Below are 22,722 nucleotides of genomic sequence, written 5' to 3' on the forward strand. Positions count from 1 at the left end.
AACCGGCTGGACGCGGTCCGTCGCGGTGCCGCAGGCTCTGGCGCATGATCAGAGCAGCCACCGTGCACGACGTCCCCGAGATCCACGCGATGATCCGCGAGCTCGCCACCTACGAGAAGGCCGCCGAGCAGGCCCGCGCCACCGAGGAACAGCTGCGGCGGGCGCTGTTCGGGGAGCACCCCGCCGCGTCCGTCCTGATCGCGGAGGACGAGGGCACCGGCGGGATCGCCGGGTTCGCGCTGTGGTTCCCGCGCTTCTCGACCTGGACCGGCACGCGCGGCCTCCATCTGGAGGACCTCTACGTCCGTCCGCACACCCGGGGTTCCGGACACGGCAAGGCGCTGCTCGCCGCCCTCGCGGCGATCTGCCGGGAGAACGGCTTCGAGCGCTTCGAATGGATGGTGCTGGACTGGAACGAGCCGGCCATCGGGTTCTACGAGTCGCTCGGCGCAAAACTGGTGGAGGAGTGGAGGGTGTGCCGCCTGACCGGCGGCCCGCTGGAGGAACTCGCCGCGCGGGCGCCGGCCGTCGCGCACCGGGCGCCCTGACGCCGGACCGGCCGATCCGGGCCCGGGCCGGGGGCCGAGCGACGTGCCGCGGGGGTGCGCGGCTCGAAGGGGCGGGCCGCCGTCGTCCTCGGCGCCGACTGTGCCCTGGGACGGGCGGTCCCGTCCCGTCCCGCCACGCCGACCGCCGCGCTCCCGTCGGCGTCGCGGGCGAAGCAGCGGAACACCCGGACGGCCCCGGACCGGCTCCGGCCCGGGGCCCGGTGGGACGAGGGCGGGCCCGGCCCCGGACCGGCGCCCTCACCCGCGGCCGGGGCCTCAGACCGCCCCCGACCGCCCCACGCGCTGGAAGGCGTCCGCGCTCACGTGCGGCATCACGCTGCTCGCCACCCGGAAGCGGCCGTTGGGGACCTCGGCGGACCGACGGACGTGCACGGCGAGCGGGCCCGCCCATTCGTAACCGTGGCGCGCGGCGTGCCTGGCCAGCCGGTCGGTGAGCGCCTGGCCCACGCGGCTGCCGCGGCGGGTCAGCTCCTCGTGCACGGGTGTGGCGAGCTCCACGTCGTAGGCGTTGGGGACCATCACCCGGCCCGCCCGGCACACCACGGCGTGGCTGTCGCACTCGCGCCGCAGGGCGTCGACGAGCTCGACCGGCTCCCGGCCGGACAAGCGCGTCCACAGCGCTTCCCACCGGTTCTCCAGGGCGTCTTCCAGCGCGCTCAGGGCGCTCATGCTGTCACCTGCTCGAAATGTGGTCGGGGCGGGAGGGGCGGTGGGTGGTCTAGCGTTCCTGGAAGTCGTCGGGCTTGATCTCCGCCTCCTCCAGTGCCTCGCGCATCGTGCGGCCGGTGCCGCCCTGATCGCGCGTCTCCCTGTCCTGCTGCTGCTCGACGATGTCGTCGGTGTCCCGGGTCTTCGGCCGGTTCTCCTCGGGGACGGTCATGTCCGGTGGCTCCTGGTGTCTCAGGGGGTTTCTGCTTCGCTGTGCCGTCGGGTGCCCACCACGGGCGCGGATATCCCCGGTGGAGCGGTCCGGTGTGCTCCGGCGAGCGGCCCGGCCGCCACGGCCGGTGGGCTGTGTCGAACCCTCGTGGGAGACGAAGGAGGCGCACCGGTGCGATCGCCGCAGCAGGCACGCGCACGGGCGTCCGCGATCATCTCGGGGAGGACGGGCCAGGACCCGGAGGTGTCCCCGACGGCCCAGCTCCGCACGCTGTTCGACCGGCCCCGGCTCTCCCCCGGCCAGCGGCGCATCGCCCGGTACCTGATCGAGCGCCTCGCGGAGGCGGCGTTCCTGTCGATCACGGATCTCGCGGACCGGGCCGGGGTGAGCCAGCCCTCGGTGACCCGGTTCGCCTCGGCGGTCGGCTTCAGCGGTTGCCCCGCGCTGCGGGAGAGGCTCCAGTCGATCACGCTCGGCACCCGCTTCGGAGGTCCCGCCGAGGAGATCCGGGGCACCGAACTGCAGGCGGCGGTGGACGCCGAGATCGAGAACCTGGAGAACCCGCGACGGGACTTCGCCGACGCCGACCGGTTCATCGAGGTCGGCCGCCGGCTGTCCGCGTCGGCCCCGCTCACCGTCCTCGGCCTGCGCATCTCCGTCTCCCTGGCCGAGTACTTCGCCTACGCCGCCCGCCGTGTCCACCCGGACGTGCGGCTCGTGACGCCGTACACCCGGAAGCGATGATCATGCCCTTGACGACCACGCGGCTCGGTCCCGACTGGCCCTGCCAGGTCAAGACCCCCGGCAGCTACGACTGGGAGCGCTCGGCGGCCAAGTGGCTGCGCGATCTGGTGCCCGCGCGCTACGCGAGCTACCCGGCGTTCGTCCGCCACCCCGTCCTGCTGGCCCGGCACGCCAGGATCCAGGTCGAGCACGAGATCCGGGTGGCCCGCACCGCCCTGCAGACCGCCCGGGCCGACCTGCCCCGGGCCGGACTGCACGAAGGGGTCATCGAGCACACGATCAAGCTCTACGCGGCCGAGGTCACGCAGCTCCAGCACATCGCCCGCAGCGTACGGGCGGTCACCCGGGCCCTGGCCGAGTCCGGCCGCTGACCCCGGTCCCCACCGGCCGCGCACGTCACGATCCCCGTGATCCGGGCCGTGCGCGGATTCCGGGTGACCGGGCCGGCCGACGAACCGGGGGACGTGTGCGATGCTCATGGCGTGATGAGGGAGCCCATTGTCCCGGTGGGGTCCGGAGCCGCGCCGGATCTGATGGAACTGGCCGGGGTCGTCGCCCGGCAGCGTGCCGAGATGGACCGGCTGCGCGAGCAGGCCGCGACCTCGGCCGTCGTGGAGCGGGCCAAGGGCGTCGTGATGGCGCTGAGCGGGTGCTCCGCCGGCGCCGCCGGCGAGACCCTGCTCCGGCGTGCCGGGGCGGCCCGCCGCACCCTGCTGGAGGAGTGCTGGATCACCTTGGGGGAACCGGCGCCCGCCCGGCCCGGTGAGCCGGCCGAGGCCGTCGGGGACGCGGTGGCTGGCCTCTCCGAGGCCGGCCCGCCGGTGACGCCCTCGGCCCCCGACGACGTCGCCGACGCCCTGAGCCGCCTCGCCCGTGTCCTGGTGCGCACCGGCACCCCCCAGGAGCTGGCCCGGTGCCTGCTGGAACACCTCGGACCCGACCTGGCCGCGGACTCGGTCGTGATCTACGCCCGCCGCGCCGGCGGCCTCGAACTGGTCGGGCACGCCGGCGTCGACGAGCGGCTGGCCGCCCGGTGGCGCCAGGTGCCCCCCTTCGGCGGAGCCGCCGCGCCGGACGCGTTCGAGGCCGGTGAGCCTCTGTGGCTGGAGGACTTCGCCGGGGACGGCGCGCGGTGCCTGCCGATCGCCGACCCGCCCGGCCGGTGGCGGTCCCGCGCCTGGCTGCCGGTGCCCGGCGGAAGCGCCCCCGAGGGCTGCGTCGGTGTGCTGCGCGAGCGCGCCGGTCCCTTCACCCCGCGCGACCGAGCCCATCTGCGCGGGGCGGTCCGGCTCTGTGCCGGCCGGCTGGGCGCGTTCACGGCCCCGTCCGGGCCCGCGTCCGACCCGCTCCCGGACGCCGTACGGGCGCTCTTCGCGGCGCTGCCCGTCGCGGCGATGCTGCTGACCCCGCTGCGCGGCCCGTCCGGCGGGACCGAGGACTTCCGGGTCGACGCCGTGACCGCGCAGGCGACCGCCGTCCTGGGCGGCGCCGGGGGTGATCCGGCCGGACGGCGGCTGCGGGAGGTACGGCCCGACCTGGCGGGCACACCGGTGTGGCAGGGCTTCCTGGACACCCTGGCCGGCGGGGAGACGTACGAGAGTCAGCCGTTCGCCCACCAGGAGGTCGTGGACGGCGTCACCGAGCCGGCGACGTACTCCGTACGGGTGACCCGGCTGGAGGACGCTCTGGTCGTCACCTGGGTCCGGCGCGCCTCCTCCGACCGGCAGGAGCAGCGGCTCGCCGACCTGCAGCGACTGGGCAACCTCGGCTGGGCCAACTGGAACCTGACCACGTCCGAGGCCTCCTGGTCGTCGCAGGTCTTCGCGATCCTCGGCCGCGACCCGGCGGCCGGGCCGGTCCGGCTGGCCGACCTCCCCGGACTGGCGGTGCCCGAGGACCGGTCCGCGCTGAGCCGCGCCGTCGACGCCCTGATCCACGAGGCGCTGCCGCTGGACGCCCCGTTCCGGGTGCGCGGCACGCGCGGCGTCCGGCATCTGCGGCTCGCCGCCGAAGCGGTGGCCGACCTGCGCGGCACGCCCGTCGAGGTGCACGGCTTCCTGCAGGACCTGACCGCGCGGCGGCGGGCCGAGCTCGCCCTGGTGGAGACCGAGCGGGCCATCCTCACCCAGCACGACGTGCTCCAGGCCGAACGGTCCCTGGTCGCCCGGCTGCAGAACGCCCTGCTGCCGCTGCCCGAGCGGGTGGTCGACCTGGCCGGACTGCGGGTCGAGGTCGCCTACCTCCCCGCCCAGGCCGGCATACACGTCGGCGGCGACTGGTTCAGCGCCATCGAGCTGCCCGACGGCGACGCCCTGTTCGTCGTCGGCGACGTCGCCGGGCACGGGATCGGCGCCGTGGCCACCATGGCCCAGCTGCGGTTCACCGCCAAGGGCATGGTCATCACGGGCTCCTCGCTGACCGGCGCGCTCGCCCGGCTCAACACCCTGCTGCTGCACTCCCGCGACAGCCACGCCACCGCGACCATGGTGCTCGCCCGCTACCGGCCGGCGGACCGGCGCCTGGTCTGGGCGCAGGCGGGGCACACCCCGCCCCTGCTGCTGCGCGACGGCGAGGTGACGTATCTGCGCCGGCCCGGCGGCATGCTGCTCGGCGGAGCCGCCGCACCGCGTTTCGAGGAGGCCGAGTGCCGTCTCGAACCGGGCGACCGGGTGCTGCTGTACACCGACGGCCTGGTGGAGCGGCCACCGGAGAACATCGACGTGGGCTTCGCGCGTCTCGCCGGGGCCGTCGCGGCACACCCCGGTGACGCGGCCGGGTCCCTGGGGACGCTGCTGGAGGCGATGCTGGAGGACGAGCGCCGCGACGACGTGTGCGTGCTGGACATCCGGGTGCCGAAGGAGCGGTAGCCGCCGGGCCGGTCGCCGGGTCAACCGGTGCGGGCCTCCGGCGCGAGGCGGGTGTCCGCGCCGTGGACGCCGGTCTCGTCGCCCCGGATGCCGTACCAGAGCTGGAAACGGGCGACGGCGGCGGAGAGGCCGGCGTCGTAGCGGCCGTCGGTGGTGCCGGACCGGTGGACGTCCGGGACGCGCAGCAGCCGCTCCTGGAGTTCGGTCACCTCGGGGCCCGAGTCGCCCTTCCGCAGGGACCCCTGCCCGGCGGGGGCGGCGGGCGGGACCGGGGCGGAGGGGGCGGTCGTGGACGGGCGCGGGGCGGGTGCCGCGCGGTCGTCGGCGGCGCGTCCCGTGAGCAGCAGCGCGCCGCCGAAGCCGGCCACCGCGGCGACGGCCACGGCGAGCGTGAGGGCGGTGCGGCGGATCCCGGAGGTGCGGCGGACGGCGGGGACGGGCGGAAGTTCCTGTGTCCGCTCCCCGGACCCGTGCGGCGGCCGGGGCGACGGCACCGGCTCGTGCCCGCCCCGCTTCTCCCGCTCGCACTCCCGGAACAGCTCCGCGAGTGCGTCGGTGCGGCGCGGGCGCAGGACGTGAACGGGTTCGAGGGGCGGTCCGTCGTGCGGCCGTCCCGGTCCGGGCGGTGTCGTCACGTCGTTCTCCTTCCGTGCCGCGCGAGGGAGCCGGTCCGTCCGCGCAGAGGGATACGTGACGAAGGGGCCGCGGGTTCAGGCGTCGTGGAGGAAACGGCGCAGGGACGCCGTCAGGGCGGACACGAACGCCTCCCGGCCGGTGTCGTCGAGGGCGTCGAGGGACAGATAGGGGTTGAGGTCCTCCAGTTCGACCAGCAGCAGTCCGCCGTCCGGCGCACGGCAGGCGTCGACGCGCTGGATGCCGTGGTCGAGGGTGTTCCAGTCGACGAAGCCCCGGGCGAAGTCCAGGTCGTCCCGGTCGGGTTCGTACGGCTCCAGCTGCCAGCGCCGCCCGGTGTGCGGGGCGTACAGGGCGTACTGGAAGTCGTGGTCGACGAAGTAGAAGGAGACCTCGTAGACGAAGTCGATGTGCGGCTGCACCAGGACGTCCCCGTCGACGAGGCCGCGCACCTCGCCCGCCGGAACGACGCGCAGGCCGATGGAGTCGGCGCCGAGTCTGGGCTTGACCACGTACCGTTCCGTCGCGGGCAGCCGGTGCAGGTCCTCCGGCCGGTCGACGGTGGGGATCACCGGACGGCCGGCGGCGGTCAGGTCGAGCAGGTACTGCTTGCCGGCCATGTCGCCCCGGCCGGTGAGCGGGTTGTAGACCGGCGTGCCGGTCTCGGCGGCACGCTCACGGAAGGCCTCGTAGGCGTCCAGGTACTCCAGTACGGGACCGCTGTTGCGGACCACGACGGCGTCGAAGCCGTCCATCAGGGCGACGGCGTCCCGCGGGTGGCACAGGGCGAGGTCGACGTGCTCGCGCAGCCGGGAGGCGAGGAAGACGTCCTCGTCGCCGTAGCGGCGTCCGCGGGCCGGGTAGGCCAGATCGGTGACGTACAGGACGCGGGGGCGGGCGGGCGGCATACGGGCTCCTCGGGACGGCGGTGGCTCGATCATAGGAACGACCTGCGGAAAGGGGACGCGGCGGTACCGAGTGCCGTGGGCGGCGTGCGCCGAGTGCCCCCTCGTGTGCGGGCCGCGTCCGGCGCCGGACCCCTCGCCGCGGCGGGCGAAGGGCCCGAGGAGGTGGTGGTCGTCTCGCGGCGCGGGGCGCCGCTGTGGCGGGTGGTGCGGGAGCCGGAGACCGCGCTCGGACACGGGTGACCCGGCGCGGACGTCCACCCGCACATGAGGGTACGGAGTGCCTTTACTAGTGGCACTGAGTGCCATAACCTGTGGCCGTGCACGGTGGCAGGGCGCACCGGCACGTGCGTGCCGGGTGACCGCGCACGCGGGATTCCGGCCGAGTGCAGGGAGTTGACCAGCGTGTACCACCACCCAGGAAGCGTCGCTCAGCAGGCAGCCGGCTCCGCGACGGGCGTCCTCGACCCCCGGGGCAAGGACCATGCGGAGGCCATGCTCTTCCAGCGCTGCACCTGGTGCGGCACCGCCATGTACCACCGGCTGCTCTGTCCGGTCTGCCAGGGCAGCGACCTGCGCACGGAGCGCAGCGAGGGCCTCGGGACGGTCCGCCACTCCACGGTGCTGCACCGCAACACCCCGGCGGCCCGCAATGTGTCCCTGATCGAGATGGCCGAGGGCTTCGTGGTGCGCGGCCGGGTCATGGGGCCGCCCATCGGCATCCACGGCGGCGACCGGGTACGGCTGTCGACGGCCGAGGACCCGGTGCGGGGCGAGCCGGTCTTCCAGCTGGTGGACGAGCCGTTCCGGGCCTGGACCTGACGGGCCGCCGGGCGGGCCGGCACGCGGCTCAGAGGGTGATGCGGATCCCGACCGTGCCGTCCGTCCCCCGGCGCAGCCGGCTGCCCAGGAGGGTCAGCCGTCCCAGGAGGCCGTACTTGCGGGCGAGCAGCTTGCGGTAACGGGCCGTGGTCGCCGGGTCGCAGACCTCCGCGGTGGCGGGGACCTGGTCACCGGTCGGGTTGCCGCGCACGTCGCAGGGGCCGACGAGGACGTCGGCGCGGGCGCGGATCCGCTTCACCTTCCACGAGTCGGCGACGGTCCACACCCCGAGCGCGTCACCGTCCCGCACCACCCACACCGGCGTGGCGACGGGCGTGCCGTTCTTGCGGTAGCTGGTGACCAACAGGTACTTCCCCGCCCCGAGCCGGTCCCTCAACGCGTCGTCCATGCGGGGAAGTCTAGGCGTCCGGGCGCCGTGCGACGAAGACGAACTCCCGGCCCGGGCGGTCGGGGGCGCCCCGCACCTCCTCCACGGCGAAGCCGTGCCCGGCGAGGTCCGACTCGACCTCCTCCCGCTCGCGGAAGCGCAGCGTCGAGTCCGACGTCAGCACCGTCCCGTCCGCGGCGAACACGTAGGTGGTGCGGAACGTCACCAGCGGGCCGTCCACGCCGGTCACCCGGTGCCAGTGCTCGACCGTGCCGACGCCGGGTACGTCCGTCCTGCGGTACGACTCCTCGCGGGTCCACCCCTCCCAGGCCCGCCGGGCCGGATCGCGGGTCTCGAACACCAGGCGTCCCCCGGGCCGCAGCGCCGCGTGGACGGCCCGCAGGGTCCCGTGCCAGGCGCCGGGAGCCGCGATGGACTGGGCGACGTTCGCCGTCATGGTCGCCAGATCGGCCCGCAGCGGCGGCAACGCCGTCGCGTCGCCCTCGATCCAGCGGACCCGTGCGCCGCCCGGCTTGCCCCGCGCCACGTCGAGGCAGGCCCCGGCGGGGTCGACGCCGACGACCTCGATCCCCCGGTCGGCCAGGAGCAGGGCGAACACCCCTGTCCCGCAGCCGACGTCCAGCACCCGCCGGGCGCCGAACTCCTCCGCCGTGCCGAGGTACGCGTCGAGATCGCCCCGGTCGGGGTCGAGCGGGTCGTAGAGCGCGGCGAGCCGCGGGTGTCCGTAGCACTCGTCAGCCACGGGCACCGCCCGCGCGCTCCACGGCGTCCGCCATCCGCCGCACCGCCTCCCCGAGCACCTCGGGCGAGGCGGCGAGGTTCAGCCGGGCGTGGCCGGCTCCTCCCGTGCCGGAGGGCGGGCCGGAGCCGAGGGCCGCCCGGCCGTAACGGAGGAAGACCTGGGCGGGGTCGTCGCCGAGGCCGGCGCGGACGACCGGTTCGGTCAGGGGCACGTCCGTCTCGGCCACCCACGGGGGCAGTACGTCCTCGGGGCAGGTGCGCCCTTTCATGCCGGTGCGGCGGCGCAGGCGGTCCAGGCCGAGGGCGTGCGGCGGATTCGGTTCACCGGACGTCTCGTGCGGGATCCTGGTCATGGGCACACGATAGGGGCCCCGGCGCTCACGGGCACCGGGACGACGGGGCGGGCGGGATCACGCCCCGGCTGAACGCACCGGTCCGCGGACCCGTATGGGATGGGGGCCTCCGACTCGGGGCAGGCCCTCGCGGTGCGCGCACCGCGCCGCCCGAGGTTCGGGAGCCAGGCATGAGGCACGCACGACGACGGGTCGTCCGGCGAGTGACACGGCTGGCGGCCGTCGGCGGACTCCTCCTGGGAGCCACGATGGTCACCCACGCCGTCGCCGGTGAGCCCCGCTCGCCCGACGCGGTTCCGTTCGCCACCGCCGAGGGGACGGTGGGCGCCGGACCGGGCGCCGGTCTGGTGGAGAGGCTCGGCACGTCCCGGACGGCGGGCAGCTGGATCGCCGACGACGGCCGGACGGTGGTCGCGGTCACCGACGAGGAGGCGGCGGCCGAGGTGCGCGAGGCCGGCGCCGAGCCGAGGATGGTGCGGCGCAGCATGGACGACTTCAAGTCCGCGGCCGAGGCGCTGGGTTCGGCGCCGCGCGTGCCCGGGACGGCGTGGGCCATGGACTACCGGGCCAACGAGGTGGTGGTCCGGGGCGACAGCACGGTATCGGCGAAGGACTGGTCCGAGCTGACCGAAGTGGCGGACGGCATCGGCGGTTTCGTCCGCATGGAGCGGAGCGAGGGTGCCTTCACCACCCGGCTCAACGGGGCGCAGCCCATCCTGTCCGCGGCCGGCCGTTGTTCGGCGGGCTTCAACGTGACCGACGGGAAACGGGACTTCATCCTCACGGCCGGGCACTGCGGGCCCGACGGGTCGGTGTGGTTCGCCGACAGCCGGGGCAGGCAGGAGGTCGGGACGACGGTCGGCGGCAGCTTCCCCGGAGACGACTACTCGCTGGTCGAGTACGCCGGCGGCCGGGCGGGCGAGGGCGCCGGCGTGGTGGCCGTCGGTGACGGCAAGGGCGTACGGATCACGGGGGTGGCGGATCCGGCGGTGGGCCAGCGGGTGTTCCGCAGCGGCAGCACCAGCGGGCTGCGGGACGGTGAGGTGACCGCGCTCGACGCGACGGTGAACTATCCCGAGGGCACGGTCAGCGGTCTCATCGAGTCGGACGTGTGCGCCGAACCCGGGGACAGTGGTGGCCCGATGTTCTCCGAGGGCATCGCGCTCGGTGTCACGTCGGGCGGCAGCGGTGACTGCCGGACGGGCGGTACGACGTACTTCCAGCCCGTGACGAAGGCGCTGGCGCAGCTCGGCGTGCGGCTCGTCGTGGCGCCCGGGGCCGACGGCGGCGCGGCGGCCCCCTCCCCCGCTCCGTCGGACGAGCGGGGCGCGGCGGCTCCGGACGCCGCCTCGCCGGGGTCCTCGGCTCCGGTGCGGGGCATCGTCCCGGACCCGTCGACACTGCTGTCCCGACTGGCCGACCCCCGCAACGTCGGCCCCGGGCTGCTGGTGATCGCGGGCAGTCTGGCCGCCCTGGTGGCGTCGCGCTGGATACGGGCGGAGCAGGACCGCAAAGCGTACCGGAGTCACTACTCGGCGACGTGGGGCTGAGCGGACGGCGGGCGCGGACCGTCAGCCGAGGGTGAGCAGCACGGTCGCCAGGGCGGCTCCCAGCAGTCCGGCGGCCTGCCGCCGGGTGATGCGTTCGTGCAGGACGGCGAGGCCGAGGACGACCGGGAGCGCGGGATAGAGGGAGGCGAGGACCACCGCGACGGCGAGCATCTGCCGTTGGGCGGCCAGCAGGTAGAGGATGAGGCCGAGGGCGGCGCCCGCCCCGATCAGCAGGGCCTGGGCACACGACCGCGCGGGCAGCCGCAGGAGTCCGGGGCGCCGGACGGCGCCGGGCAGCAGGACGAGGACGGCGGCGACCCGCCCCGCGACGACCGGCCACAGCCCGCTCGCGGGATCGGCCTGGCCCAGGGCGACGTACTGCACGGCGACGCCGGCGCTGGCCAGAAGCCCGTCCGACGCCTCCCGGCCCATCCGGGTGCCGCCGCCGGACACCCACCACAGGGCGGGTCCGGTGACGGCGATCCCGGTCCAGGCCAGGGCGCCCGGGCGGTCGCCGAGGAGGAGGACGCCGCACAGCACGGACAGCGCGACGCCCGTGACGGCGCTCACCGGCACGACCACGCTCATCGCGCCGTGACTCAGGCCACGGTTGAGGAAGCGCATGGCGGTGGCGCTGCCGACGCCGGACAGGGCGCCCCAGAGGAGGTCGGAGCCGGCGAGGGCGTCGGCGGGCAGGAGGAGGGCGGCCCCCGCGGCGAGCAACAGGCCGCCGAGCTGGCCGAGGAAGGTGACGGCGGCGTGCGGGACGCGGCGGGACAACAGTCCGCCGACGAAGTCGACGACGCCGTAGCAGAGGGCCGAGGTCAGTGCGAGAAGGGCACCCATTCGCTCACGGGTGCCCCGTCGACGAGATGACGATGCCGGACCGGCGGCAGCCGGTCAGGCGGCCCGGGCCGGCTGCGGGAGGGCCGAGGCCCACTCCTGGACCAGGCGCTGGTACTCCTCGCGCTGTTCGACGCTGAGTGTCCCGCCCGACCGGAGCCACAGGGCCCGGATCTCCTCGTTGACCTCGTCAGCCGATCGCTCGGGGGAGGGTTCAACAGTGGTGGACATGCCGTGAAGCATACGGGCCCGGACGTGAAGACGCTGTGAGTAATCGCACGCACGTCGGGCATTCCGGGCAGTGTCGCTGATCACGTCCATCTGCCAAGGAACGTGGGCGAGTTCACATCCGGGCCCTCGGGGACGCGTGCGGGTGCGGGGCGCCCGGCGGTCCGGGCGCCCGCGGCGGTCAGGTGCCCGGCTTGCGGCCGTACACGTAGACGTCGTCGCCGTTCCTCAGCAGCGACCAGTACTTCTTGGCGTCGGTCTTCGTCATGTTGACGCAGCCGTGGGAGCCGGGCGGGTTCCACATGCTGACGCCGGCCGAGTGGAAGGCCTGGCCGCCGTCGAAGAACTGGCTGTAGGGCATCGGCACGTCGTAGATGGTCGAGACGTGGTCGATGTTGCGCCAGTAGACCTTCTTCAGGCCGGTGCGGGTCTCGTACCCGTTGCGTCCCGTACGGACCGGGACGGGGCCGTGGACGAGCTTCTTGCCGTCCTGGATCCAGCTGAGCTGGAGCGTGAGGTCCACGCAGGCGATACGACCCTTGTTCGTAGGGCACTTGCCCGACTTGTTCGGTTTCTTCCCGACGGCCTTCTGCTTGTTCATCAGGTCCATCACGCCCCAGGTCACGGGACCGGCGTACCCGATGTTCGGCGTGATGCCGTGCTTGGTCTGGAAGGAACGGATGGCCTTGCAGTCGGTGGAGGACTGCTTCCCGTCGACCGGGCGGCCGAGGAACTTCTCCACCTTCTTCTGGTAGGGGCCCGCCGAGGTGGTGCAGCTCGCGGCCTGTGCCGGTGTCGCGCCGAGCGTCAGTGTGAGCGGCGCCACCAGTGAGGTGACCCCGAGGAAGACGGCACTCCGTCTACGCATGTCCCCCATGTCCTGTTCGCCTTTCCGCAGAAGTGAGCGCATGGCCTGCGCACTCTGCCAGATAGACGATCCGGCGGAGAAATCGGTTGTACGGCCGAACGGCGGCATCCGGTGGACGGGGCCGCAACGGTCGGCTACCGCGGCGGGGGCCCGCCCAGCGCCTGCCGGAATCCCGAGTTGACCGCCGTGATGCCGCCGCCGACGGCGAGGACGGTGCCGGTGATCCGTGCCGCGTCCCGGGAGGCGGGGAAGGCGACGGCGGCCGCGATGTCCTCGGGCTCGCCGACCCGGCCCGACGGGCAGAGGCGCCGGGCCGCTTCGGGCTCCGCGTCCCGGCCCGCCCAGGCACGGGTGCGCACGGTCCCCGGCGCGACGAGGTCGACCCGGACCCCGCGGGGCCCGCGTGTCCGGCGAGGGTGCGGGTGAGGGAGAGCAGGCCCGCCTCGGCCGCGCCGCAGGCGTGGTTGCCGAAGTCCTGGAGACCGTTGACGGAGCCGACGTCCACGACCGCTCCCCGGCCGCAGGCGGCGGGGTGCGGAAGCGCGGCAGCAGCGGTACGCGCCGGTGAGGGTGGTGTCGAGGTCCGTGGCCCACGCGTCGTCCGGCCCGTCCTCGAAGCGGGGCGCGTCCGGCGTGCGGTGGGCGGCGTCGTCGGCCAGCACGTCGAGCGACCCGGAGGTGTGCACGGCGTGGGCGACGGCCGCCCCGACCGAGGCCCGGTCGGTCGCGTCACAGCCGAAGGCGTCGGCGCCGGGCCCCTGTTCCCGCAGCGCCGACGCCGTCGTCCCCGCCGCGTCCCGGTCCATGTCGGCCACCAGGACGCGCGCTCCCTCCTCGGCGAACCGCGCGGCGGCGGCTCCGGTGCCGCGCGCCGCCCCGGTGACGAGCACCCCGTACCCCGCGAAACGCCTCGTGTCCGTCGTCATGGGGCGAAGGCAGCCGCCGGGACGACCGCGGCGGCAGGGTCCGGACGGAATCAGCGGTAGCCGGTCACGTCCGCCGGCCTGCCCGCGTCCTGGACCTCGACGAGGTAGCGCCAGGCGTCCGGGCGGCTGCCGTCGAGGTCGGTGAAGCCGTACTCCCGGGCGAGGCCGCCGCTGGAGAGGGAGGTGCCGTTGAAGCGGGCCACCTCCGGATCGGTGGCGAGGGCGACGACGGCCCGCCCGACGTAGCGCGGGGCCTCCGAGATGGCGAAGTGCGGGACCCTCTCCAGGGCGTCGCGCCAGTTGTCCTCCCGCACCCCGAAGTGGTCGAGCATCATCTCCGAGCGCAGCCAGCCCGGGGTCAGGGCGAGGGCGGTGGCGCCGCGTGGTCCGAGTTCATGGCCCAGGGAGAAGGCCATGCGCAGGACGGAGGACTTGGCGAGGTCGTAGAAGAAGGAGACGCGGTAGTGGTCGCGGTTGTAGTCGGCGGTGCCGTCCGTGACCTCGACCACCAGCCCGCCCGGGTTGCGCAGCAGCAGCGGCAGGGCGTGGTGGCTGGTGACGGCGTGGGTCTCCACCGCGAGGCGGAGCAGGCGCAGGCCGTTGTCCAGGTCGTGCTCCCAGAGGGGCGCGTCCCACTCGAAGAGCGTCTCGCCGCCCCAGACGTCGTTGACGAGGACGTCCAGGCGGCCCTGTTCGCCGGCGATGCGGTCGACCAGTGCCTTCACCTGTCCCGGCTCCAGGTGGTCGGTCGGCACCGCGATCCCCCGGCCGCCCGCCTCGGTGACCAGGTCGGCGGTGTCCTCGATGGTCTCGGGGCGGTCGTACTCGGAGCGGCGGGCGCGGGTGGTGCGGCCCGTGACGTAGACGGTCGCGCCCGCGGCCCCCAGTTCCACGGCGATGCCCCGCCCGGCGCCCCGGGTCGCCCCGGCCACCAGCGCGACCCTGCCCCCGAGCTGTTCCGACATGTGCGGCCTCCCGTCACCGGTTCTCTGCTGTCGCTTCGAGGGTGACGGGCAACCCGGACATCTTCTGTCGCCTTTTCGCGCCGGTCGTCCGGCGGGCCCGCTCAGTGGCCCCGCGCGATCCATTCCTCCAGGTGCGGGGCCTCCGCGCCGATGGTGGTGGTGTCGCCGTGACCGGTGAGGACCTTCGTCCCGGGCGGGAGGGTGAGCAGCCGGTCCCGGATCGAGTCGATGATCGTCGGGAAGTGGCTGAAGGAGCGGCCGGTGGCGCCGGGGCCGCCCTGGAAGAGGGTGTCGCCGGTGAACACCGTCGCCAGCCCGGGGTCGTGAAGGCAGACCGCGCCCGGCGCGTGCCCGGGGGTGTGCAGCACGGTGAGGTCGGCGCCGGCGGCCTCGATCACCTGGCCGTCGGCCAGCCAGGAGTCGGGATCGCGGTCGGGGTGGGTCTGCTTCCACAGCGGCAGGTCGTCGGGGTGCAGCCAGATGGTGGCGCCGGTGCGGTCGGCGAGGGCGGGGGCGGCGTCGATGTGGTCGTTGTGGGCGTGGGTGCACACGATGGCCGTCAGGCGCCGGTCCCCGACCGCCTCGGCGATGGCGTCGGCGTCGTGGGCGGCGTCGATCACGATCACCTCGTGGTCGTCGCCGACGATCCACACGTTGTTGTCGACGTCCCAGGTGCCGCCGTCGAGACTGAACTGCCCCGAGGTGACGAGCCGTTCGATGCGGGCGGCCATCACAGCACCACCACCGAACGCAGCACGTCGCCGCGGTGCATCCGCTCGAAGGCCTTCTCCACCTCGTCCAGCCGGATGGTCTCGGTGACGAACGCGCCCAGGTCCAGGCGGCCCTGGAGATGGAGGTCGATCAGCATCGGGAAGTCCCGGGAGGGCAGGCAGTCGCCGTACCAGGAGGACTTCAGGGAGCCGCCGCGGCCGAAGACGTCGAGGAGCGGCAGTTCGATCTTCATCTCCGGGGTGGGCACGCCGACCAGGACGACCGTGCCGGCCAGGTCACGGGCGTAGAAGGCCTGCCGGTAGGTCTCGGGGCGGCCGACGGCCTCGATGACCACGTCGGCGCCGAAGCCGCCGGTGAGTTCGCGGATCGCCTCGACGGGGTCGGTCTCGCGCGAGTTGACGGTGTGGGTGGCGCCCATGGAGCGGGCGGTCTCGAGCTTGCGGTCGTCGATGTCGACGGCGATGATCTTCGCCGCTCCGGCCAGCCGGGATCCGGCGACCGCCGCGTCCCCGACACCGCCGCAGCCGATGACGGCGACCGAGTCGCCCCGGCCGACGTTCCCGGTGTTGATCGCGGCGCCGATCCCGGCCATCACCCCGCAGCCGAGCAGCCCGGCGACCTCCGGGGCGGCGGCCGGGTCGACCTTGGTGCACTGTCCGGCGGCGACCAGGGTCTTCTCGGCGAAGGCGCCGATGCCCAGGGCCGGGGAGAGCTCGGTGCCGTCGGTGAGGGTCATCCTCTGCTTCGCGTTGTGGGTGTCGAAGCAGTACCAGGGGCGTCCGCGCAGACAGGCCCGGCACTTCCCGCACACCGCGCGCCAGTTGAGGATCACGAAGTCACCGGGCTCGACGTCGGTGACGCCGTCGCCGACCGACTCGACCACGCCCGCGGCCTCGTGACCGAGCAGGAACGGGAAGTCGTCGCCGATCCCGCCCTGCTTGTAGTGCAGATCGGTGTGGCACACCCCGCAGGCCTGGACCCGGACGACCGCCTCACCGGGGCCGGGATCGGGCACGACGATCGTCTCGATCCGTACCGGCTCGTCCTTGCCGGGTGCGATCACGCCGCGTACTTCCTGCGCCATCCTGCTGACTCCTTCGTCCGCCGTGTCCGTCCCCCCGACCCTACGCGGGAATGATCGCTTCCGCCGCCCGCCGTACGGCGGGGCCACCCCCGCGACGTAGCCTGAGCCTCCGTCCGACGCCGAGGGGGGCGACGTGAACATCGCAGCAGAGGGGTCCGGTCCGCCCGCCTGGCGGCTGCTTCTGGGATATGTACGGCCGCACCGGTGGGCCCTGCTGGGCGGCGCCGCGCTGTCCCTGATGACCGGGGCGACGGGGCTGATGCTGCCGCTGGTGGCCCGGGACCTGATCGACGACCTCTCGGAGGACCGGGCGATCACCGGCGCGCTGCTGCTGATGTCGGCACTCGTGGTCGCCAACGCCGTGCTGGGGGCGCTGGGTTCGTACGTGCTGCGGCGGACCGCCGAGTCGGTGGTGCTCGGGGCGCGGCGCTCGCTGTCGTCGCATCTGCTGCGGCTGCGCGTCACCGCCGTCGACCGCAGTGAGCCGGGCGATCTGATGGCCCGCATCACCTCCGACACCACCCTGCTGCGCGAGGTGACCACGGACTCGCTGGTGGGCCTCGGCACGGGCGGGCTGACACTGGTCGCGACCGTGGCGCTGATGGGTTTCGTGGACCCGGTGCTGCTCGGGGTCACCCTGGGTGTGATCGCGCTCGCCGGCACGGTGCTGGGCGTGATCGTGCCGCACGTCAACCGGGCCTCCCGGCAGGCGCAGGACGCGGTCGGCGTGATGGGCGCCGCGCTGGAGCGGGTGCTCGGCGCGCTGCGCACGGTCAAGGCGTCCGGTGCCGAGCCGCGGGAGGAGCGCACGCTGCACGAGGCCGCGCAGGAGTCGTGGCGGCAGAGCGTGCGCGCCGCCAAGTGGTCGGCCGCGGCGGGCAACACGGCCGGGCTCGCGATGCAGATCGCGTTCATCACGGTGCTCGCGGTGGGCGGCGCGCGGGTGGCGACCGACGCCGTCGACATCGGGACTCTGGTGGCGTTCCTGCTGTTCGTGTTCTATCTGATGGCGCCGATCCAGCAGGTCGTCGGCGCGCTCACGCAGTACCAGACGGGCAGCGCCGCCCTCGCCCGGATCCAGGAGGCGCTGCGGCTGCCCGCCGAGCCGGCGGCCGGGCCCGCGCCGTCGCCCGCGTCCGGCGCCGAGCCCGCCGCGCTCGTCTTCGAGGACGTCCGCTTCCGGTACGCCGACGACCTGCCGTACGTCCACCACGGGGTGACGTTCGCCGTGCCCGCGCGGGGCATGACGGCGTTCGTCGGTCCGTCCGGAGCGGGCAAGACCACCGTCTTCTCCCTCATCGAGCGGTTCCACGACCCCGACTCCGGCGTGATCACGCTGGACGGCCGGGATCTGGCCGACTGGGAGCTGCCGCGGCTGCGGGCCTCGATCGGGTACGTCGAGCAGGACGCGCCGGTGCTGTCGGGCTCCCTGCGGGACAACCTGCTGCTGGGCGGCGCCGAGACGGACGACGGCGCCCTGACACGGGTGCTGAGGACGACCCGGCTCGACGGGCTGGTGTCCCGGCTGCCGGAGGGGCTCGACACCCCCGTCGGGCACCGCGGCGCCAAGCTGTCGGGCGGTGAGCGGCAGCGGGTCGCCATAGCCCGCGCCCTGCTGCGCCGCCCCCGGCTGCTGCTGCTCGACGAGGCGACCTCGCAGCTCGACGCGGTGAACGAGGCGGCGCTGCGGGACACCGTCGCCGACGTGGCGCGCACGACGACGGTGCTGGTCGTCGCGCACCGGCTGTCCACGGTGACGGCGGCCGACCGGATCGTGGTGATGGACGCGGGCCGGGTACGGGCCGTCGGCACGCACCGGGAGCTGGTGACCGCCGATCCGCTGTACGCGGAGCTGGCCGCCACGCAGTTCCTGGCGACGGCCGAATGAGCGGCACCGGGCGGCGCGGGACCCGGCTTGCCGTGCCCGGCGGGCCGGAGCAGGCTCGCAGGAGAGGCCGTCCCGGCCCGCCGGGGGTCCGGCCAGCGGCCCCTCGGAGGAGGTGGTCGTCATGACGGCCGCGGCACACCCCGTCTTCGGCGCCGACGCACTGCGCCGGGGCGTCGAGGCGGACACGTCGGCGAACCTGGTGTCGCTCTACGCGGACGACGCGGAACTGCGCATCGTGGACCGCGACACCCAGCCCAGCCACCCCAGGGTCCTGCGCGGCCGGGACGAGATCGCCGCCATGCTCGACGACGTCTACAGCCGCGAGATGACGCATTCCCTCGAGGCGTGCGTCGTCCAGGGCGATCACGCCGCCTACTGCGAGAGCTGTCGGTATCCGGACGGGGTGCGGGTGCTGTCGGAGTCGATGCTCACGCTGCGGGACGGCAGGATCACCGGACAGGTGATGATCCAGGCCTGGGACGAGTAGGAACGGCGGTACGGAGGTGACCGGCGCGTCCGGGCGCTGTACCGCGTGACACCGGCCGGACGGCCGGCGGCGCTCAATTTTGTCGTGTACGCGACCTTGTCGCGGGCGGCCCCTTTCCTTACTTTTCAGTAAGTCGATTGTCGGAGCACGTGCTTCCAGACACTGGAGAGAGCCGTCATGCCGGTCCGCAGAACCAGGCACCTGTACGCCGTCGCCGCCGCCCTCGCCCTGACCGTCGCAGCCCCCGCCACGGCCGCCACCGCCGCCGACCCCTCCGCGGGCCTGCGCGAAGTGCTGTTCGTGGGCAACAACTGGGACGGCACCGCCGATGTCATCGAGTCCGCCGGTGACTTCGCACGGATCGGCCGGATCGACGTCATCCCGGACAAGGCCGAGCGGATGGCCGAGATCAACGCCGACCCGATCCGCTGGATCTACTTCATGGCGATCCGAAGCGGCGTCGGCGAGGGCCACGACCAGTTCGTCGACGACATGTACTCCACCCCGGACGGCGCCTCGGTGGTGGTCTCCCGGCCGAGCTTCGCCGACGTGGTCTCCCTCGACCTCGCCACCGGGCGGATCAACTGGCGCTTCCCGGTGTCGGGTTACCGCTCCGACCACATGGCGGTCTCCCCCGACGGCAAGCGGGTCGCCGTCTCGGCCTCGACCTCCAACACGGTGCACGTCCTGGACATCGGGACCGGTGAGGAACTCGGCTCCTTCAGGACCGGCGACAAGCCGCACGAGAACGTCTTCAGCAGGGACGGCAAGCACATCTGGAACATGTCCATCGGCGAGGTGAACACCGCGCTCGACGCCCCCTGGCTGGACTGGACGAAGGGCGACCGCCGGATCACGGTCGTCGACTCGACCACGTTCCAGCAGGTCAAGGTGGTCGACATGCGGAGCCGGCTCGACGCCGCCGGCTTGAAGGACCACTCGGACGCGGTGCGTCCGGCCGCGTTCTCCCCGGACGAGTCGAAGCTGTACTTCCAGGTCTCCTTCTTCAACGGCTTCTTCGAGTACGACGTCGCCACCGACCGCATCACCCGCACCAAGACCCTGCCGAAGAACCCGGCCACCAGCGAGGACCGCACCACCTGGGTCAACGACTCGCGCCACCACGGCATCACCATGAGCCCCGACGGCACCAAGCTGTGCGTGGCGGGCACCATGGACGACTACGCGACCGTCGTCGACCGCGCGACCCTCCGGCAGGGACCGCTCGTCACCGTGTCCAAGCCCTACTGGGCGACCGTCAGCGGTGACGGCAGGTCCTGCGTGGTCTCCGAGAGCGGCGCCGACCGGGTCACCGCCATCGACTTCGCGACCGGCGAGAAGACCGCGTCCGTGCCCGTCGGCGACCACCCGCAGCGGGTGCGCCTCGGCCATGTGGAGGCCGGCTGGCCGGGCGCGCGGGGCGGGCGGCGGTGACTCGTTCCGGAAGCCGGCGACGGAGTCCGGACGTCCTGCGGCGTCAGACGATCTCGAGGTTGGCCATCATGCCCATGTCCTCGTGTTCGGCGTTGTGGCAGTGGAAGAGGTAGCGGCCCCGGTGGCCGCCGAAGCGAGTGATGATCTCCGCCGTCTCACCGGGCCGCAGTGACACCGTGTCCTTCAGCCCGGCGTCGTGCGGCAGCGGCGCGCCCCCACCGCGGGAGAGCACCCGGAACCCCGCCTGGTGGAGGTGGACCGGATGGTGGACGTCGGCGGTGAGGCGCCACACCTCGACGGCGCCGCGCCGGGTGCGGACGTCGATGCGCGACGGGTCGAACGGCTTGCCGTCGATGAACCAGCCGCGCCCCTGTTCCGTGTGTCCGGCGTGGAAGGCGAACCGGCGGACCGCGGTCGCCTGCGAGCGCCGCCAGGTGGGCAGGTCGTCGCAGAGCACCCTGGGGATCGTGCTGGGGTCGGACGCCGCGCGTGCGATGCGGAACGCCATGACGTCGCGGGTGCGTCCGCTGCCGAGCCGGTTGCGCAGGCGCACCCGGCTGCCGGCCGGCAGGCCCGCGAAGTCGACGACCACGTCGTACCTCTCCGCCGGTGCGAGGGGCAGGGCGGTGAGGGTGACGGGGCCGGCGAGCAGCCCCTGGTCGGAGCCGATCTGCACCAGGTCGAGCCGGCGCCCGTCGTCCGTGACGGCCTCCAGCCGGTAGTGGCGGGCGTTGGACGCGTTGACCAGCCGCAGCCGGTGGCGTACGGCGTCGACCTCGTGGACGGGCCACGGCGCCCCGTTGACCACGATCACGTCGCCCAGGACGCCGGCCGCGTAGGGCTCGGTCACCCCGGGCCGGTCGCGCAGCTCCGGGTCGAGGGCCGGGTAGGCCAGGGACCCGTCGGCGGCGAACGCCCGGTCGGCGATCATCAGCGCCAGTTCCCGCTCGCCGCAGGGCAGGTCCAGGGCGTCCTCGACCGCGTCCCGGACGATGTGCATGCCGGTCAGGCCCCGCCAGATCGCCGGGGCGGTGAAGTCCATCCGGTGGTCGTGGTACCAGAGCAGTGCGGCACGCTGGTCGAGCGGGTACGTGTACTCCCGTGTCACCCGGCTCGTCACCGCGCGCGGGTCGTGCGGCATGTGCGCCTCGCCGTGACCGCGGGACGCGGGGCCGGGCCAGCCGTCCGGGAGGACGAGGTCGGTGGGGTAACCGTCGGACCGGGCCGGGGTGAGTCCGCCGTGCAGGTGCACCACGGTCGGTACGGGAAGCTCGTTGCGGTGCAGCACGGTGACCGGCCGGCCGCGACGGGACTCGATCGTGGGGCCGGGGTAGGTGCCGTTGTAGGTCCACAGCGCCGTCGTCACCCCCGGCAGGATGCGGGCGGTCACCTGGCGCTGGGTGATCTCGTACCGGTCGGCCCCCTCGGAGGTCCGGGTCGGCGCCAGGACGGGCGGGATCGGCAGGGGCACGGTGTACGGCTCGGGCAGCGGTACGGCGCTGCGCAGCTGCTTGCCGGTGACGCCCGGGCGGCGCGCCGGCGCGGCGGCGGCGTCCGTGCCGCCCGCCGCGACCAGCCCCAGCGCGGCGCCGAGTCCGAGGAGCCTGCGGCGCGTCAACCCCGTGCCGGGCACGGCGCCCCGGAGAGGGTCGCGAGGGGGCTCGGTGCCGTGCGGGTCGGTGTTCGGCCCGCGGGGGACCGGCTGCTCAGGCATGGGGGCACTCCCGGCGCGACATGCTCGCGCGTGCGTGGTGGACGGTCGTGGCGTGCGGCACGCCGAAGGGGGATGTGCGACAGCACACCGCCGGACAACTCGCCACATACTGCACCTAACCGGACATCGCAACCAGTACCGACACCCCCGTCGGCCGTGCCGGAGGGCGCGGCCGGCTCCGGCACGGCCGGCCCCTCCGGCCACCTGCCTCACCCGGCTCCCCCGGTCCCCGCCGGTCACGGCGGGGCGACGGCCCGGCGGAAAACCGGAAACACGTGTGTGAGTCCCCCGGAAGGGGGTAGTCGGCCGATATCACCTCCGATCGTTGGAAGGAGGTCCGTGAGAGCGCACCTACTCGCAGTGACCGGGCCGCTTCCACCGACACGAAGCGGCCCGGCCCGTCAGTGCCGGAGCAGCCGGTGGAGTTCCACCTCCGTGAGCCGGCCCCCGGTGACCGTGGCGGTCATATAGGTGCAGTGGGGCTGCCGGCGGCGGTCCGTCGGCGATCCCGGGTTGAGCAGACGCAGTCCCGTGGGAGCGGTGGTGTCCCACGGGATGTGACTGTGTCCGAACACCAGCACGTCGATCCCGGGGAAGCGGGCGGCGCACCGGTTCTCCCGCCCCCGCGCCGGGCCCGTCTCGTGGACCACGCCGAAGCGCACTCCGCCGAGATCCGCGTACGCGGTCTCCGGCAGCCGGGCCCGCAGCTCGGGTCCGTCGTTGTTGCCGTACACGCCGACGAGTCTGCGGCTGCGGCTCTCCAGGAGATCGAGGGTGGCGGTGTCCACCCAGTCCCCCGCGTGGAACACGACGTCCACGCGCGGGAGTTCGTCCAGCAGTGGCGCGGGCAGCCGTTTGGCGCGCTTCGGCAGATGGGTGTCGGAGGTCAGGAGCAGTCTCACGAACGGCAGACTAGGCGGTGCCGCTCCCCCGGTGCGGCGCCACACCTCGAGCGACCCGGCGGGCCCGTCGGCCGGTGGGTGTTCGCGATCGTTCCGGCGGCGGGGCGAACCGGGGCATACCGCCGCCGTGGCACTACGATCGGGCGACGCACGCCGAGCCCGCACGTTCGGCGGCGAG

General features: G+C 74.0%; 25 protein-coding genes and 1 pseudogene. 10 read left to right on the plus strand and 16 right to left on the minus strand.

What is annotated here, in order from left to right; translation table 11 throughout:
* The first annotated feature begins 44 nt into the window (after positions 1-44).
* Positions 45-548, plus strand: a complete 504-nt coding sequence (locus ACZ8ZB_RS02350) for a GNAT family N-acetyltransferase (RefSeq protein WP_470736049.1) — start codon at positions 45-47, stop codon at positions 546-548.
* Positions 549-824: 276 nt separating this feature from the next.
* On the opposite strand, the gene ACZ8ZB_RS02355 is transcribed toward ACZ8ZB_RS02350, so the two are convergent.
* Together ACZ8ZB_RS02355 and ACZ8ZB_RS02360 are read right to left on the minus strand one after the other, a co-directional pair.
* Entirely contained in the window at positions 825-1,238 is a 414-nt protein-coding gene (locus ACZ8ZB_RS02355) for a DUF3662 domain-containing protein (RefSeq protein WP_470736050.1), read from the minus strand.
* Positions 1,239-1,287: 49 nt separating this feature from the next.
* On the minus strand, positions 1,288-1,449 hold the full coding sequence (locus ACZ8ZB_RS02360) for a hypothetical protein (RefSeq protein WP_470736051.1): 162 nt from the start codon (positions 1,447-1,449) through the stop codon (positions 1,288-1,290).
* Between the two features lie 147 nt (positions 1,450-1,596).
* On the opposite strand from ACZ8ZB_RS02360, the pseudogene ACZ8ZB_RS02365 reads away from it, so the two are divergent.
* The 3 genes and pseudogenes from ACZ8ZB_RS02365 to ACZ8ZB_RS02375 all read left to right on the plus strand — a co-directional run.
* A pseudogene (locus ACZ8ZB_RS02365) lies at positions 1,597-2,172 on the plus strand (MurR/RpiR family transcriptional regulator); the annotation flags it as partial.
* Positions 2,173-2,189: 17 nt separating this feature from the next.
* Positions 2,190-2,564, plus strand: a complete 375-nt coding sequence (locus ACZ8ZB_RS02370) for a hypothetical protein (protein ID WP_470736052.1) — start codon at positions 2,190-2,192, stop codon at positions 2,562-2,564.
* A gap of 114 nt (positions 2,565-2,678) precedes the next feature.
* Positions 2,679-5,060 carry a SpoIIE family protein phosphatase gene (locus ACZ8ZB_RS02375; protein WP_470736053.1) on the plus strand — a complete coding sequence of 794 codons (2,382 nt, stop codon included), beginning with the start codon at positions 2,679-2,681 and terminating at the stop codon, positions 5,058-5,060.
* Between the two features lie 20 nt (positions 5,061-5,080).
* On the opposite strand, the gene ACZ8ZB_RS02380 is transcribed toward ACZ8ZB_RS02375, so the two are convergent.
* Entirely contained in the window at positions 5,081-5,695 is a 615-nt protein-coding gene (locus ACZ8ZB_RS02380; RefSeq protein ID WP_470736054.1) for a peptidoglycan-binding protein, read from the minus strand.
* A gap of 75 nt (positions 5,696-5,770) precedes the next feature.
* Complete coding sequence (locus ACZ8ZB_RS02385; RefSeq protein WP_470736055.1) at positions 5,771-6,601, minus strand: ATP-grasp domain-containing protein; 831 nt, start codon at positions 6,599-6,601, stop codon at positions 5,771-5,773.
* Between the two features lie 84 nt (positions 6,602-6,685).
* On the opposite strand from ACZ8ZB_RS02385, the gene ACZ8ZB_RS02390 reads away from it, so the two are divergent.
* Both ACZ8ZB_RS02390 and ACZ8ZB_RS02395 read left to right on the plus strand, forming a co-directional pair.
* On the plus strand, positions 6,686-6,841 hold the full coding sequence (locus tag ACZ8ZB_RS02390; protein WP_470736056.1) for a hypothetical protein: 156 nt from the start codon (positions 6,686-6,688) through the stop codon (positions 6,839-6,841).
* A 162-nt stretch (positions 6,842-7,003) separates the two neighbouring features.
* A complete protein-coding gene (locus ACZ8ZB_RS02395) occupies positions 7,004-7,420 on the plus strand; it encodes a Zn-ribbon domain-containing OB-fold protein (protein WP_470736057.1) in 417 nt (138 codons plus the stop codon).
* Between the two features lie 28 nt (positions 7,421-7,448).
* Here ACZ8ZB_RS02395 and ACZ8ZB_RS02400 read toward each other — a convergent pair whose 3' ends face one another.
* Genes ACZ8ZB_RS02400 through ACZ8ZB_RS02410 form a run of 3 tightly spaced genes read right to left on the minus strand, consistent with a single transcriptional unit; the run spans position 7,449 to position 8,923 of the window.
* Entirely contained in the window at positions 7,449-7,829 is a 381-nt protein-coding gene (locus ACZ8ZB_RS02400) for a PPOX class F420-dependent oxidoreductase (RefSeq protein WP_470736058.1), read from the minus strand.
* A 10-nt stretch (positions 7,830-7,839) separates the two neighbouring features.
* Positions 7,840-8,571 (minus strand): class I SAM-dependent methyltransferase, encoded by a 732-nt coding sequence (locus ACZ8ZB_RS02405; protein WP_470741404.1) that lies wholly within the window; start codon positions 8,569-8,571, stop codon positions 7,840-7,842.
* Positions 8,564-8,923, minus strand: a complete 360-nt coding sequence (locus ACZ8ZB_RS02410; protein ID WP_470736059.1) for a hypothetical protein — start codon at positions 8,921-8,923, stop codon at positions 8,564-8,566. Before ACZ8ZB_RS02410 ends, ACZ8ZB_RS02405 begins: the two co-directional genes overlap by 8 nt.
* 170 nt (positions 8,924-9,093) lie before the next feature.
* Between ACZ8ZB_RS02410 and ACZ8ZB_RS02415 the strand changes: the two genes are divergently transcribed.
* Positions 9,094-10,473 carry a S1 family peptidase gene (locus ACZ8ZB_RS02415; RefSeq protein ID WP_470736060.1) on the plus strand — a complete coding sequence of 460 codons (1,380 nt, stop codon included), beginning with the start codon at positions 9,094-9,096 and terminating at the stop codon, positions 10,471-10,473.
* A 21-nt stretch (positions 10,474-10,494) separates the two neighbouring features.
* On the opposite strand, the gene ACZ8ZB_RS02420 is transcribed toward ACZ8ZB_RS02415, so the two are convergent.
* The 7 genes from ACZ8ZB_RS02420 to ACZ8ZB_RS02450 all read right to left on the minus strand — a co-directional run bounded on the left by ACZ8ZB_RS02420 (position 10,495) and on the right by ACZ8ZB_RS02450 (position 16,119).
* Positions 10,495-11,319, minus strand: coding sequence for an EamA family transporter (locus tag ACZ8ZB_RS02420; protein WP_470736061.1), 825 nt, complete (start codon positions 11,317-11,319; stop codon positions 10,495-10,497).
* Positions 11,320-11,373: 54 nt separating this feature from the next.
* Complete coding sequence (locus ACZ8ZB_RS02425; protein ID WP_470736062.1) at positions 11,374-11,559, minus strand: hypothetical protein; 186 nt, start codon at positions 11,557-11,559, stop codon at positions 11,374-11,376.
* 166 nt (positions 11,560-11,725) lie between these two features.
* Positions 11,726-12,421, minus strand: coding sequence for a L,D-transpeptidase family protein (locus ACZ8ZB_RS02430; RefSeq protein WP_470736063.1), 696 nt, complete (start codon positions 12,419-12,421; stop codon positions 11,726-11,728).
* 125 nt (positions 12,422-12,546) lie between these two features.
* A complete protein-coding gene (locus tag ACZ8ZB_RS02435; protein ID WP_470736064.1) occupies positions 12,547-13,338 on the minus strand; it encodes an SDR family NAD(P)-dependent oxidoreductase in 792 nt (263 codons plus the stop codon).
* 50 nt (positions 13,339-13,388) lie between these two features.
* Entirely contained in the window at positions 13,389-14,303 is a 915-nt protein-coding gene (locus ACZ8ZB_RS02440; protein ID WP_470736065.1) for an SDR family oxidoreductase, read from the minus strand.
* Between the two features lie 101 nt (positions 14,304-14,404).
* Positions 14,405-15,034: an MBL fold metallo-hydrolase gene (locus ACZ8ZB_RS02445; RefSeq protein WP_470736066.1), complete on the minus strand. Its 630-nt coding sequence runs from the start codon at positions 15,032-15,034 to the stop codon at positions 14,405-14,407.
* Positions 15,034-16,119: an S-(hydroxymethyl)mycothiol dehydrogenase gene (locus ACZ8ZB_RS02450; protein ID WP_470736067.1), complete on the minus strand. Its 1,086-nt coding sequence runs from the start codon at positions 16,117-16,119 to the stop codon at positions 15,034-15,036. The genes ACZ8ZB_RS02445 and ACZ8ZB_RS02450 overlap by 1 nt, the downstream gene beginning before the upstream one ends.
* 133 nt (positions 16,120-16,252) lie before the next feature.
* Between ACZ8ZB_RS02450 and ACZ8ZB_RS02455 the strand changes: the two genes are divergently transcribed.
* The 3 genes from ACZ8ZB_RS02455 to ACZ8ZB_RS02465 all read left to right on the plus strand — a co-directional run bounded on the left by ACZ8ZB_RS02455 (position 16,253) and on the right by ACZ8ZB_RS02465 (position 19,928).
* Positions 16,253-18,007: an ABC transporter ATP-binding protein gene (locus ACZ8ZB_RS02455; protein WP_470736068.1), complete on the plus strand. Its 1,755-nt coding sequence runs from the start codon at positions 16,253-16,255 to the stop codon at positions 18,005-18,007.
* Between the two features lie 121 nt (positions 18,008-18,128).
* A complete protein-coding gene (locus tag ACZ8ZB_RS02460) occupies positions 18,129-18,494 on the plus strand; it encodes a nuclear transport factor 2 family protein (protein WP_470736069.1) in 366 nt (121 codons plus the stop codon).
* Positions 18,495-18,671: 177 nt separating this feature from the next.
* On the plus strand, positions 18,672-19,928 hold the full coding sequence (locus tag ACZ8ZB_RS02465; RefSeq protein ID WP_470736070.1) for a YncE family protein: 1,257 nt from the start codon (positions 18,672-18,674) through the stop codon (positions 19,926-19,928).
* 43 nt (positions 19,929-19,971) lie between these two features.
* Here ACZ8ZB_RS02465 and ACZ8ZB_RS02470 read toward each other — a convergent pair whose 3' ends face one another.
* Together ACZ8ZB_RS02470 and ACZ8ZB_RS02475 are read right to left on the minus strand one after the other, a co-directional pair.
* On the minus strand, positions 19,972-21,642 hold the full coding sequence (locus ACZ8ZB_RS02470) for a multicopper oxidase family protein (protein WP_470736071.1): 1,671 nt from the start codon (positions 21,640-21,642) through the stop codon (positions 19,972-19,974).
* Between the two features lie 401 nt (positions 21,643-22,043).
* Positions 22,044-22,544 carry a metallophosphoesterase family protein gene (locus ACZ8ZB_RS02475; protein WP_470736072.1) on the minus strand — a complete coding sequence of 167 codons (501 nt, stop codon included), beginning with the start codon at positions 22,542-22,544 and terminating at the stop codon, positions 22,044-22,046.
* Between the last annotated feature and the right edge of the window lie 178 nt (positions 22,545-22,722).

This window comes from Streptomyces sp. 12E (genome assembly GCF_055633275.1).